The organism is Acetobacter okinawensis (assembly GCF_002153655.1).
Classification (GTDB): domain Bacteria; phylum Pseudomonadota; class Alphaproteobacteria; order Acetobacterales; family Acetobacteraceae; genus Acetobacter; species Acetobacter okinawensis_A.
In genome coordinates, this window is sequence record NZ_JOPJ01000006.1 from 440,138 (window position 1) to 453,378 (window position 13,241).

Sequence of the window (13,241 nt, forward strand, 5' to 3'; positions counted from 1 at the left end):
AACCTGTGTGAAATACTAAGGAGCCGTGCATGTCCGCCTATGAAAAACCGACCGATACCGTGGGCATCAAGGTTCGGCGACTTTCTCATGGACAGGACCTGCCTCTGCCAGCGTATGCAACCCGTGGGGCTGCTGGCATGGATCTATTGGCTGCTCTGGCTGCCCCTTTGCGGCTGGAACCCGGGCAACGGGGGCTGGTGCCAACGGGGCTGAGCATTGCCCTGCCCGCTGGCTACGAGTTGCAGGTGCGCCCCCGTTCAGGTCTGGCCCTCAAACACGGCATTGTTCTACCCAATGCACCAGGCACCATTGATGAGGATTACCGGGGCGAAATTGGCGTAATAGTCATGAATGCCGGGCAGGAAGCCTTTGTCATAGAGCCGGGAATGCGGATTGCGCAGGCTGTAATTGCTCCGGTTGTCCGCGCGACATGGATTGAATGTGACGATCTGGACACAACCGAGCGCGGTGCGGGAGGGTTTGGTAGTACGGGAACGGGAGCGTCATGAACGACACAAGGCAGAGCTTCTCTTTCTCACCAGAGTTATGTTCCTCGCTCCCTGCTCCATGCCGGAAGCGTAATGGGGGCTGGCTGGCCGGATTGATCGTTTTTTCTGTCATTCTGCTGTGTGTTGCTTCTCTTCAACCTACGGTGCCGGTTTTATCTGGTTTGGATGGCGTGCAACCGCTGGATGTGATGCGTCTGCCTGAATATGCGGTGCAGAGCATGGGCCGTATGGTGGTGGGGCTGGTTTGTTCCTTGCTGTCGGCTTTGGTGTGTGTAGCACTTATATTCAGGAGCCGGTGGGCGGCAACATGCCTGTTGCCTCTGCTCGCAGTTGGGCAGTCTTTTCCTGTTCTGGCCATTCCATTACTGCTGCTCCCCTTTGTACATACCCAGATTTCCGCGCATGTTATTGGTGCGGATAGTGTGGTTGTCATGACAATATGGTGCAGCCAGTTCTGGGGTATGGTGCAGGTGCTGTGCCAGCGCTTTTATGGCGTTCCGAGTGATCTGGAAGATGTGGTCTGCTGCTTTGGCCTGACAACATGGCAGAAGTTCTGGCAACTGGAAGTGCCCTTTGCCATTCCTGCTCTGGTGCGCAAGACCATGCTTTCCATGGGGGGGAGTTGGTTTGCCGCACTTTATGCAGAAAGTGTGGTGCTGGATGGCCACAACTGGTTCTTAATCGGGTTAGGTTCTTATGTGCGGCAGGCGGCTGTTGCACAGAATGTGGGCGCACTTCTTGCGGCCCTTGTGTGTATGCTGGCTGTTCTTGTATTTTTTGACCAGTTCCTGTTTCGCCCGCTTTCTGTGTGGGCTGTGCGTTTTCAACCCGGAAAAGTGGGGGATATCCCGCTTGTGGAACCTTGGTTTCTCAAGCTGTTGCGGCGCACGCATGTTTTTCGCCTTTGTGTCCTGTTTTGTGTGGGGGCATGGCACAGGCTCAGCCGATTGCCGTTTGGCGCACGTTATGTGCAGGAACAGAAGCTGGACGAGGGGCGTGCGCAATATGGCTGGGTTGCTTCGGGCATCGGTCTTGCCGTAGCGGTACTTGCTGCGGTGTTGGCATGGCCATATCTGCACGTAGGGTATGAGTTATCCGTTCTCGGGACGGTTGTTCTACGTGGCGGCATGACGGGGCTGCGTGTGTTTGTTATGGTCGGTCTTGCCTCGCTGGTATGGATACCGCTTGGGGTCTGGCTGGGTCTGCGCTCATCCCATGCCGGGCGTGCGCGCAGGCTTGTGCAGTATTGTACTATCTTCCCTGCCAATCTGTTTTTTCCTCTTGGCGCTGCGGGGTTGGCAGTCTGCCCATTTGTTCCAGCATATTGGCAGTCCCTCCTGATCGTACTGGGGGCGCAGTGGTTTATTGCCTTGGGGGTACTGGCCGGAGCAAGTGCTTACCCCCCAGACCTGCTGGAGGCGGCACGTAATCTGAACGTCCGTGGCGGCCTGTGGTGGCGCAAGGTTCTACTGCCCGGTATTCTGCCGTATTATCTGGCGGGGCTTGTTGCCGCAACCAGCAGTGCCTGGAATGCGGCTATTGCTGCAGAATGGCTTGTATGGGGCCAGAAAACCCTGAGTGTGCCCGGTCTTGGCAGCTTTATGGCGGATGCCTCGGCCCATGGGAATGTGAGTGCTGTGGTACTTGGGGCGGTGGGCATGTGCCTATTTATGATGTTTTTGAACGCTTTTTTATGGCGTCCTCTGTCTGACTATGTTTCTCGCCGTCTAAAACTGAATTGAACGGATAAACCTGAAATGGTGTTCCCTCCCCAACCGGGGCGCAATGCGTCACAGCAGACAGTTCTGGCTGAATTGCGCCATGTGCGGCAGTTCTATCATAAAGACAGCACGGCAGATGTGCAGGTGCTTGATGATGTGAATCTGAGCATTCATGCGGGTGAGATCGTGGGTCTGCTGGGGCGCTCCGGCTCTGGCAAATCGACACTTTTGCGAATTATTGCAGGGTTGTTGCCCCCCACATCGGGGGATGTCTTGTGGAAAGGGGAGCCGCTTAAGGGGCCAACGCCGGATGTGGCGGTTGTTTTTCAGTCTTTCGCCCTGTTCCCTTGGATGACGGTTGAAGAAAACGTAGCCCTTGGTCTGGACGCCAAGGGCGTGCCCGCAGCAGAGCGCGACACGCTCGTGGAAAGTGCCATAGAGTTAATTGGGCTCGGCGGGTATGAAAACGCGTGGCCCAAGGAGCTGTCAGGCGGTATGCAGCAGCGTGTGGGGCTGGCGCGGGCGCTGGTGGTTAATCCGTCTTTACTGCTGATGGACGAACCGTTTTCTGCCCTTGATGTACTGACGGCGGAAAACCTGAGAACCGATCTGGTGGAGTTGTGGGCGGATAATAAACTGCCCGTGCAGAGCATGCTGATTGTGACACACAACATCGAAGAAGCGGTGTTGATGTGTGATCGCATTGTTATCGCATCATCCAACCCCGGGCGGATAGCACATGTGCTGCCTGTTCCCTTCCCTCACCCACGCAATCGCGAGGACGCGGCTTTCCGCCAGTTGGTGGACCACATCTACGCGCTAATGACGCAGCGTGCGCCCATTGTCTCCGAAGCGGATATGATGAGCCGCTCCACAGTCGCAGCCACATCCGTAGCCCCTGCCTTTAGAGCACTGGTTCCTGTCTCCATCACCATGATGATCGGGATGATGGAAGCACTGGCGGCACCGCCCTTGAACGGTCGGGCAGATTTGCCGGTTCTGGCTGAAAAACTTCAGCTTGAGCTTGATGACCTGTTCCCATTAGGGGAATCTCTGGAATTGCTCGCTCTGGCGGAACTGGAGGATGGGGACATCCTGCTGACCAACGAAGGTGTGCATTTTGTATTAAGTGACCTGGAGGAGCGCAAAGCCATTATGGGGCATGCGCTCAGGCACCATGTGCCTTTGGTCAAGATGATCTGCGCCTTGCTGGATGAGCGTCCAACCCACAACGTCAAGGCCGAGCGCTTTCGGGACGAGCTGGAAGCCTGCATGTCCCCCGATTATGCACGGCAGACGTTACAGACCATTATTGGCTGGACCCGCTTTGCCGAACTGTTTGACTATGATGAAGAGAGCGACCGCTTTTTTCTGCCAGATGACAGTCGCGAATAATCAGGGAGCCGGGTGCAACAGGGTACCCAGCGCCTTGCGGGCCTTGGCAAGTTTGGGCGCTATAACTGCCTGACAATACCCCGCGTGGGGGTGTTTGGCATAATAATTATGATGTTCTACTTCTGCTGGCCAGAATGTATCCAGTGCGCAAAGCTGCGTGACAAGTGGGGCTCCCCACAGGTGGCTATCGGTGACGCCCTGAATAACCTCCTTGGCAATTTCGCATTGCTGGGCAGAGGTATAAAAAATAACCGACCGATACTGGCTTCCAACATCATGCCCCTGTCTGTTCAGGGTTGTCGGGTCATGCAGGACGAAGAAGCATTGCAGGATCTGCCGATAATCCAGAACCGCCGGGTCCCATTCCAGTTTAACAACCTCGGCATGGCCGGTCAGCCCTGAGCACACCTGTTTATAGGTCGGGTGCAGAACTGCGCCACCCGCATAGCCGGGCATAACAGAGGTTATGCCCCGCATCTGGCGATACACGGCTTCCAGACACCAGAAACAACCACCACCAAGTATTGCTGTTTCTGCCATGAGGGTGTTCCTTTGCAGTTGGTTGGCCCCGCCCTGTTCAGGCGGAGCCGGGGTGTTCAGGCAATGCGGGAGAGAGCTGCTTTCAGCCGTGCGCATTCGCCTTGCTGGTTTTCCAGACGTTCACGCATTTCCTGCACAATTTCAGGCTTGGCGCGGCTGACAAAGTTTTCATTCCCGAGTTTTTTTTCTGTCTTGCTGACTTCATCTTCGGCCTTGGAGAGTTCCTTTTTCAGGCGCTCACGCTCGACAGCCAGATCAATCAGCCCCTCCAATGGAATAATCACAGTGGCTTCGTCCACCACTGCCTGCGCCGAGCCCTTGGGAATATCGCCAGAGAGTGCGCTGGTCTGTGTAACGCGGGCCATCCGGCAGATTGCCTCCTGCCAGCGGCCAATGCGTTCCAGTGTTATTGCCGCAGCGTCCTTGAGGAGCACTGGTGCTGTCTGGGATGGGGGCACATTCATTTCGGCCCGTACCGTGCGGATTTCCGTAATCAGGCGGATAATCTGTTCGCACTCAGCCACGGCTTCTTCCGCCCCTGTGGGGGAGACGGGGAGTGGCCACTGTGCGGCTATCAGGCTGCCCTCTTCGCCAAAACCAAACTCATGCCAGAGCGTGTCGGTGACAAAAGGCACGACAGGCTGGAGCAGGCGCAGGATAACCCCCAGAACATGCCCGGCAACGGCCCGGATTTCCGACGCTTCCTGGTCGTTTTGGGAATTGAAGACGGGCTTGGCAAATTCCAAGAACCAGTCGCAGAAGCGGTTCCATACAAAACGGTAGCAGGTCAGCGCGTACTCATCAAAACGGTAGGCATCCAGCGCGCGGGTTGCATCGGCAATGGCTGTGGCGGCTTCTGCCAAAATCCAGCGCCCCAGTGGAGACTGAACCTGCTCAGGGTTAAAGTCTACTGGTGCGCGTACGCCATTCATTTCGCAAAAGCGTGCGGCATTCCAGAGTTTGGTAATGAAGGAACGGTAGTCCTCCACCCGTTTACGGCCGAGTTTAACGTCCCGCCCGATCCCGGTCAGCGCGCAAATGGTAAAGCGCATGGCATCTGCGCCGTATTCCTCGATCAGTTCGAGCGGGTCAATGCCATTCCCTTTGCTTTTAGACATTTTCTGCCCGTGCTCGTCGCGCACCAGACCATGGATGAAAATGTTACGGAAAGGGACATCCTGCATGAAGTGCTGGCCCATCATCATCATTCTGGCAACCCAGAAGAAAATGATATCAAAGCCTGTTACCAGCACATCGGTCGGGTAGTAGCGGTCCAGCTCGGGTGTTTTGTCGGGCCAGCCAAGTGTGGAGAACGGCCACAGGGCAGAGGAGAACCATGTGTCCAGCACATCCTCGTCCTGAGTAAGAGGTTCGGCCTTGCCGTAATGGGCCAGTGCCTGTTTTTGCGCATCTTCCCCATCATGCGCGACAAAGACGTGCCCATCCGGGCCGTACCACGCAGGAATACGATGCCCCCACCAGAGCTGACGGGAAATGCACCAAGGCTGGATGTCACGCATCCAGGCAAAAAAGGTGTTTTCCCACTGCTTGGGTATAAAGCTGGCCCGACCGGATGTAATGGCCTCAATGGCTGGCCCAGCAAGCTTGCCCGCGTCACAGTACCATTGCGTGGTCAGGCGCGGTTCAATAACAGCCCCGCCCCGCTCCGCATGTGGCACCTGATGGCGGTGGGGTTCAATTTTTTCCAGCCAGCCGGTTTCTTCCAGCTTGGCGACAATGGCCTTACGTGCCTCCTCGCGTGAGGAACCGGCAAGGGACCGTACAAACGCGGGGTCAGCCAGTCCTTCGTGCGCGCTGAGTTCACCTTCTATCTCGTCCAGCACAATCCGGGCCTGTTCGTCCAGAATGCTGAGCATGGGGAGCTGGTGGCGCCGCCCGACTTCAAAGTCGTTAAAATCATGGGCGGGGGTAATTTTGACCGCACCCGTCCCTTTTTCCGGGTCGGAGTGTTCGTCCGCCACAATAGGAATCAGTCGGCCAGTCAGGGGAAGGCGCACAAATTTGCCAATCAGGTCCCTGTAGCGCTCGTCCTCGGGGTGGACTGCTACGGCTGTGTCACCCAGCATGGTTTCGGGTCGGGTTGTGGCCACTGTAATGCTGGCATCGCCCGCGCCGTCAACCGGGTAGCGGATATACCACAGATTGCCAGCAACATCCTTGCTTTCCACCTCCAGGTCGGAAATGGCTGAGCGAAAAGCCGGGTCCCAGTTGACCAGCCGCCTGTCACGGTAAATCAGACCGTCTTTGTAGAGAGAGACAAAGACTTCCTTAACCGCGCGGGACAGGCCCTCGTCCATGGTAAAGCGTTCACGCGGCCAGTCCAGCGATGCGCCAAGTCGGCGCAACTGGCGGGTAATGCCGCCGCCTGATTCTTCTTTCCATTGCCATACACGCTCGATAAAGGCGTCACGCCCCATGTCCTGACGTGTTGTTGTGCCTTCTGCCGCTAGGGTGCGTTCCACAACCATCTGCGTGGCAATGCCTGCGTGGTCCGTGCCGGGCTGCCATAGCGTGTCAAGCCCCTGCATGCGCTTCCAGCGGATAAGGGTGTCCTGCAATGTCATGGTCAGCGCGTGGCCCATGTGGAGCGTGCCGGTAACATTGGGTGGTGGGATCATGATGGTAAAAGGTTTTTTGTCGCTTGCAGGCTGTGCAGAAAAAGCCTTTTTGCTTTCCCATAAGGCGTACAGCCGGTTTTCTGTTTGTGCAGGCTCAAAAGTCTTGTTCAGCATATTTATCCAACCACGCCACGTAAAAAAGGCGGAAGGCATCTAGCCCCCGCCTTTGCAGAGCAATTAACAGACCACAGGGGCCTTTCCACCCATCTGCCCGCACTGAGGCAGTTGACGGTGGAAAGGAAGAAAATCTTACAGGCCGCGCTGCGTCAGGCGTTCCACTTCCTTGCGGACGGCAGCCTGAACAATGCCTGCCAGATGGGCATCAAGCCATTTTTTGAGGAAAACGCGCACTTCCTGGCGCACGATGTCTTCAACCGTCAGAGACCCTTCATGCGTGACAGCCACTTTTCTCTCCTCATGTTCTCTAAGATATTTTTCCTGCAGGTTTTTCTGCAAAACAGCAAATGAATTAGCGGTGTCGGAAACCGTTTCGTCATTCAGGGGGATGGGCAATGGACCAGACATGGTATGTTCAGCCTTTTTGTTGAGTTCGATCTGCCTAAGATCCGTTACAGATAATACTTCATCATCATGGCCCACGGCCTGCGGTTGCACAAGATTGGCTTTGCGACCTGCTTTGCCAGCCCCCTTGCTGGAAGTGGGAACCTCTTTTTTTTCCGGTGGCGCAGAGTCCATCATGGATGGGGAGAGGATGAGCACGTCATCATCATCGTCCTGATCATCATCTGGCTTTGGGGTTCGCCCGACTGTGGCCGCAAGGTGCTCATCAGGCAGTATTTTGCGAACGGAAGACGGGGTATTCGCTGCTGATTTACCCGTCTTTCCAGATGAGTCCTGAGGCGACACCATACAAACATCCCTGCCACTTCTGGCTTAACATTATCGACCCGGTTGGTTGAGCGCGTAATCGTTCAACCCCCATAACCGATCCTTTACCGCGTTATAGTATGCTTTGTCATCATAAAGGGGAACATTCAGCTTCAGATCAGAAGCGGTCAGGCGTCCAATGGCTGCTGCTACATTGTAAGAGGCAATGACCATGCTGCTCAGGCTTTGCACAAGAGCCACCTGTGCCTGCAGGAGTGTCTGTTGTTGCTGCAGCACGGCAAGCGTGGTGCTTGTGCCGACCATGGCCTGCCGCTCCACCCCGTCCAGCGCAACGGTGCCTGCCTTGATGGCGATCCGGTCGCTGGCGATGGACGCCTGATAGGTAACCAGTTTCTGCCAGTTGGAGACGGCATCCTGCGCTGCGGCCCGGCGCTGGATATCTACCTCGCGGTGGGCTTCCTGCGCCAGTTGCCGCGCCTGCCTGACCGCAGCATATTCCGACCCGCCCTGATAAATGGGAACATTAAAATTAAGAGCTGCGTATTTGCTGTCGTTTATCTGGTTGTTTAAGGCCTGATTGACCTGATGCTGGTAGCCCAGAACTGCCGATACCTTGGGCATGATGGAAGACATGGCAACCCCGACCGAATCCTTGTGGGATGCTTCGGTAAAAAGTGCGTGAATAACATCAGGGTTGTTCCGGACCGCCATGGCGGCGGCGGTCTGCTCGTTTTTAACCGGGAGGACCAGAGGCTGTGGTGGTACCAGATTGGGTGGGGCGGCCATGCCCACGATCTGCATATAGGTTGCCTGAGCCGTTTGCAGTGTGCCTTCGGATTGCTGACGCGTTGCTTGTGCGGAGGCATAGGCTGCTTCGGCCTGAGCAACATCGGTGCGTGTGATTTCCCCAACCCGGAAGCGTTCATTTGTAGCGCGTAGCTGCTGCTGTAGAACCTGTTCGTTGTTCACGTTCAGTTGCAGCAGCTGTTCGTCCTCAATAACGCCCACATAAGCGCTAACCACCTGTTTAAAGACCTGTTGCTCAACTGAGATAAGATGCGCACGTGCTGCCATGACCTGATTAACGGCTTCGTGCGTGGCAGCCGTGGTTTTGCCGCCACTATAAATGGGCTGGTCCAGAGCCACACCAGCGGAATACCCGGGCGTATTGTAACGTCGCAGGTTCTCATGCGTGCGGGGGTGACCCACCCCTTCGTAATCGTTGATCCCGTTGTAATACGAAAGTCCAACCTGCCCGGTTATTGTCGGGTGCCATCCCGCCAGTGCGGTGGGCACCTTCTCATCCGTGGCGCGGAGTGTCGCGCGGGCTGCTTGCAGGGTCGGGTTTGTAAGGTACGCGGCAGACAGTGCTTCTTGCAATGTGTGCGGGATAAACGAGGGGGAGCCGCTGCCATCGTATTTTTGCGCCCATGCTGTGCTCCCGCACAGAATGACGGCCAGACTCAGGCCGGTTTCGCAAATACGCCGCATGAGGCTGCTCCTGCTTGCCAGTGACCGCAATATGGTTGCGGCCACGTTCAATGCCACGATGTGAGTTTAAATTCCAATTTATAGTTTGTGCGCCGTAAAAAACAGAGACCTCCCATGTTTTAAAAGGAGAAGGTTCGCTCGGGCGCCATGCCGGGTAGCAGGGGTGCCTGTGCCTCGAACAGAAACGTTATTCGGAATGGCTTTGAATACCCCGGCTCCCGGACGGCGCTAAAGGCTTCGGGGAGGGCTGCGTTGGATTGCAGCAGTCCCACAATACGCCCTTGGGGAGTAAGCTGACGGTCGCAGAAGTCAGGCAAAGTTGTTATGCAGCCATCAAAATAGATCAGGTCATAAGGAGCCAATGCGGCTACGCCCTCGCTCAGGGTAGCCTGTTGCCAGACAACATCCGGAGCGTGGCTGTTGCAGAACGACTGCCCGATTTGCATGAGCGTTGCATCCGATTCGAGTGCCGTTACGCGCAGGCCCAGGTAGGCAAAAAGAGCCGCTGTGTAACCCGTTGCGGCCCCCACAACCAGAACATGCTGCCCGGCAGATGGCATGGCGGCCTGCACCAGACGTGCCGTGAGCAATGGTTGCGGTAACACGCGGCCCTGAGACAATGGCAGACTTGTGTCTGCGTAGGCGGCGTTGCGCAACTCCGGGCGCACGCAGAGTTCACGCGGGAGGGTGCGCATGCCCTCCAGAATGCGCGAATCGGTAATTTCAGAGGGGCGCAGCTGGTCATCCACCATCAGATGGCGTGCTTCAGCATACAGGGCTGCATCCATTGACTGTTTTCCTTGATGCGTGGCGGTGGCTGTCATGTTGCGTACTCTCCTGATTACCCCCTGCCCGGCCAATGCGCGCCATTCGTGGGTAAGGCATGTCTGACATACTGTTTTAAAATTGGCACAACACAACGTCTTGACCAATCTGATAGAAAAGGACATAAGACAACCACATTACACCGCTGGTCCGGTGGCAGAATGGTGATGTAGCGGACTGCAAATCCGCGTATGTGGGTTCGATTCCCGCCCGGACCTCCACTCCCCCTTGAAATCAAATGACATATATTGACATTCACCGCAGAAAACAGCGGTTTGTCATTCTGTGCCTTATGACATGGAATGATGCCGGAAGACGGGGAATGAAGGGTATTATGGGGGTATATTTGGGGGTAGCATCTTCAATCCGGGGGTATCGGGGGGATTTATGCTAACTGATGCGGCCGCGCGAAAAGCCAAACCACAAGACAAACCTTATAAACTGGCCGACTCTGAAGGCTTGTATTTGCTGGTTCAGCCTAATGGCAGCCGTCTGTGGAGAATGAAGTATCGTATCGGCGGAAAAGAGAAGCTTCTCTCCTTTGGAAAATACCCAGAAGTTTCGTTAGCTGGCGCCAGAAAAGCACGGGATGACGCAAAAGCAGAAATCCGCTTATCTCGAGACCCTTCCCTCACTCGCAAACAACGGCGGGCAGAAGCCGCCTGCGCTCAGAATCATTTGCAATCTGTGGGTGAAAGCTGGCTGAACATGAATCGCTCCAACTGGAGCAGCGTACATCTTGAGCAGGTTCAGAGAAGTCTAGAAAAGTTCATTTGGCCGTCTTTGGGTAGTATTCCCATTACAGAGATTACACCGCCAATGGTTTTGGCTGTCATTGAAGGTATTGAGCGCACCAATGCTAAAGAAACTGCGCGGCGCGTAAGGCAAAGACTCTCTGCTATTTTCACATATGGTATTGCCCGTGGCCTCGGTGCTTCAGACCCGGCGGCGGTAATTAAGGGAGCTTTAGCCCCCTTAAAAAAGGGCCGCATGCCAGCGATTACCAATTTGGCTGAGTTGCAAGAGATGCTGCGTATAGCTGAAAGTCAGCCTGCTCACCCAGTGACAGTCCTTGCAATGCGGTTTTTGGCTCTTACTGCAATCCGTCCTGGCGAAGTACACGGCATGCCTTGGACTGAGTTGGACGGAGATATCTGGACGATCCCGGCAGAAAGAATGAAAATGCGCCGCCCGCATGTAGTGCCTCTATCGCGTCAGGCACTGCAAGTTTTGGAAGCCGTAAAGACGCTGACTGGTCGTGGCCCCATGGTGTTCCCAAATGCACGGTGGGCTCATAGAGCTATGTCAGAGAATGCCTTGGGGTATCTTCTGAACCGAGCTGGTTATGCAGGTAGGCATGTGCCTCACGGCTTCAGATCTTCTTTCTCATCTATAATGAACGAACGACATCCAGAAGATCGTGCTGTTATTGATCAAATGCTTGCTCACACGTCACGAAATCAGGTTGAAGCGGCATATAACCGATCAGAGCATAGAGAAAGAAAACGGGATTTGGCTCAAGAGTGGGCCAATATCCTGTTTGATGGCTTCCCTGATCCAATGGTTTTATTGAATAAAAGTCGGCGCTGAGCCTGCTTTTAATTCATGATAATCACCTCGCCCCGCTTCCCTCTCCCCTTCTCTGCCCTGCTGATCGAATAGTTTACCTCGACCGATTCTATATGGAACGCAGAGAATATCTCTCGCACTTCCGGCCGATCATTCAACGACAGCACAAAGCGGCCTTTTATCTGCGCCAGCTGGGCAGCCATGGCCAGAAACTCATCTCGCGCGAAGGGAGCGTTGTAGTCCTTCTCATTCCCGTAATAGGGTGGGTCCAGATAAAAAAGCGTATCAGGTCGGTCATACCGGTTGATGATATTGGCGTACGGAAGGCACTCCACCACAACGCGGCTCAACCTCTGGTGGGCCTCGTCCAATATCTGCCCCAGCTTGTGCACATCAAAGCGTGCGGGATTGATAGCCACCCCGAATGCCCCATTTACCCTCCCGCCAAAGGCCAGACGCTGAAGATAGAGAAAACGGGCCGCCTTATGCAGGTCTGTCAGCATGGCCGGATCGCTTTGCCGAAGACGTTCAAAATCTTCCCGGCTGGTGATCTGCCAGCGCAGCACATCCATGAGGGGCACGTAATGCCACTTCAGCACCCGGAACAGGTTGGCCACATCCCCATTCAGGTCATTGATGACCTCACAGGGGGATACAAAATTTCGACGGAAAAAGACCCCTCCCATTCCGACAAACGGCTCGACATATGCCCTGTGAGGAATACTTCTGAGCAAGGGGACAATCTTTTTAGCCAGCAGCTTTTTACCACCCAAATAGGGCGCGACAGGTGAGACTGGTGTGCAATTGATCAAGTCATCTTGCTGACCCGGAAAACTGCCCTTCATATGGTCCATTATGCGGCCCTCCTTCCAATAATCTTGACTCTTGCATGTTGCGCGTTCTCTATACGTTCTTATTGGAGGGTACAAGCATGAGCACACGCTATGCGGGAGATCGCACAACCGGCTTTGCTAGTCCGGCGTCCGATTCCGTTGAGGGGCCGATTGACCTTTCCCAGACTCTGGACCTGAAGAACCCCAGCCGTTACCCGGTGCGTGTGCGCGGGGCGACCTTTGCCGCGCGAGGCATTCTGGACGGGGATATTCTGATAGCTGATACAGCAGGCTCCCCACAGGCAGGCCAACTGGTCATTGCCTGGGCAGCAGGGCGTGTTCTGCTGGCAGAATTGCAAAAGCGGGGCAAAGCGTGGTGGCTTGTATCGGGCGACAACACGCATCCACCACTTGAGGTTGATCCTGCACGGGATGTGGAAATCTGGGCCAATGTCGCCTGTGTGGTGCGTGAGAGAGCCTGATGCTGTACGGCCTGATCGACTGCAACAGCTTTTACTGCTCCTGTCAGCGGGCTTTTGACCCAGACCTGAAGCATCGACCTGTTGTCGTCCTATCCAATAATGATGGCTGCGCCATTGCCCGCACTGCAGAAGCCAAGCAGCTCGGCATCAAAATGGGAGAGGCATGGCATCTGGTCCACAATGAGCGGAAGCTGTCGGACGTGCGCTGGTTCTCCAGCAACTACCCGCTTTATGCGGATATGAGCCGCAGGGTCTATCAGGTTCTGCTGGATTACAGCCCAAGAGTGGAGCCGTATTCCATTGATGAGATGTTCCTCGACCTGTCCGGTTTTTCAGACAGCCTGCATGCCCATTGTGGAGCCATGCGTCAGGCTGTCCAGCAGATCAC

General features: G+C 55.4%; 12 protein-coding genes and 1 tRNA gene. 7 read left to right on the forward strand and 6 right to left on the reverse strand.

What is annotated here, in order from left to right; translation table 11 throughout:
- Positions 1-29: 29 nt before the first annotated feature.
- From dut to HK26_RS04860, 3 genes are read left to right on the forward strand one after another with little or no spacing between them, the layout of a single operon-like run.
- Positions 30-509 carry a dUTP diphosphatase gene (gene dut / locus HK26_RS04850; protein ID WP_086638692.1) on the forward strand — a complete coding sequence of 160 codons (480 nt, stop codon included), beginning with the start codon at positions 30-32 and terminating at the stop codon, positions 507-509.
- Positions 506-2,251, forward strand: a complete 1,746-nt coding sequence (locus HK26_RS04855) for an ABC transporter permease subunit (RefSeq protein ID WP_086638693.1) — start codon at positions 506-508, stop codon at positions 2,249-2,251. The genes dut and HK26_RS04855 overlap by 4 nt, the downstream gene beginning before the upstream one ends.
- Before the next feature lie 15 nt (positions 2,252-2,266).
- Positions 2,267-3,625: an ABC transporter ATP-binding protein gene (locus HK26_RS04860; RefSeq protein ID WP_086638694.1), complete on the forward strand. Its 1,359-nt coding sequence runs from the start codon at positions 2,267-2,269 to the stop codon at positions 3,623-3,625.
- Here the strand turns inward: HK26_RS04860 and msrA are convergent, their stop codons facing one another.
- The 5 genes from msrA to HK26_RS04885 form a co-directional block, all read right to left on the reverse strand.
- Positions 3,626-4,165 carry a peptide-methionine (S)-S-oxide reductase MsrA gene (gene msrA / locus HK26_RS04865; protein ID WP_086638751.1) on the reverse strand — a complete coding sequence of 180 codons (540 nt, stop codon included), beginning with the start codon at positions 4,163-4,165 and terminating at the stop codon, positions 3,626-3,628. It lies immediately after the preceding gene.
- Between the two features lie 56 nt (positions 4,166-4,221).
- On the reverse strand, positions 4,222-6,918 hold the full coding sequence (locus HK26_RS04870; RefSeq protein WP_086638752.1) for a valine--tRNA ligase: 2,697 nt from the start codon (positions 6,916-6,918) through the stop codon (positions 4,222-4,224).
- A gap of 135 nt (positions 6,919-7,053) precedes the next feature.
- Entirely contained in the window at positions 7,054-7,674 is a 621-nt protein-coding gene (locus tag HK26_RS04875) for a DUF2497 domain-containing protein (RefSeq protein ID WP_086638695.1), read from the reverse strand.
- 30 nt (positions 7,675-7,704) lie between these two features.
- Positions 7,705-9,144 carry a TolC family outer membrane protein gene (locus HK26_RS04880; protein ID WP_086638696.1) on the reverse strand — a complete coding sequence of 480 codons (1,440 nt, stop codon included), beginning with the start codon at positions 9,142-9,144 and terminating at the stop codon, positions 7,705-7,707.
- Positions 9,145-9,263: 119 nt separating this feature from the next.
- The gene (locus HK26_RS04885; RefSeq protein WP_257640851.1) at positions 9,264-9,968 is read right to left on the reverse strand and encodes a protein-L-isoaspartate O-methyltransferase family protein; all 705 of its coding nucleotides are present in this window, start codon (positions 9,966-9,968) and stop codon (positions 9,264-9,266) included.
- A gap of 148 nt (positions 9,969-10,116) precedes the next feature.
- Between HK26_RS04885 and HK26_RS04890 the strand changes: the two genes are divergently transcribed.
- A tRNA-Cys gene (locus HK26_RS04890) sits at positions 10,117-10,190 on the forward strand.
- A 166-nt stretch (positions 10,191-10,356) separates the two neighbouring features.
- Positions 10,357-11,559, forward strand: a complete 1,203-nt coding sequence (locus HK26_RS04895) for a tyrosine-type recombinase/integrase (protein ID WP_086638697.1) — start codon at positions 10,357-10,359, stop codon at positions 11,557-11,559.
- An 8-nt stretch (positions 11,560-11,567) separates the two neighbouring features.
- Here HK26_RS04895 and HK26_RS04900 read toward each other — a convergent pair whose 3' ends face one another.
- Complete coding sequence (locus HK26_RS04900; protein ID WP_086638754.1) at positions 11,568-12,383, reverse strand: DNA adenine methylase; 816 nt, start codon at positions 12,381-12,383, stop codon at positions 11,568-11,570.
- An 86-nt stretch (positions 12,384-12,469) separates the two neighbouring features.
- On the opposite strand from HK26_RS04900, the gene HK26_RS04905 reads away from it, so the two are divergent.
- Positions 12,470-12,853 carry a LexA family protein gene (locus HK26_RS04905; RefSeq protein ID WP_086638698.1) on the forward strand — a complete coding sequence of 128 codons (384 nt, stop codon included), beginning with the start codon at positions 12,470-12,472 and terminating at the stop codon, positions 12,851-12,853.
- Positions 12,853-13,241 (forward strand): Y-family DNA polymerase (locus HK26_RS04910; protein WP_475638868.1); only part of this gene is annotated, 389 nt, incomplete at its 3' end. The genes HK26_RS04905 and HK26_RS04910, both read left to right, overlap by 1 nt.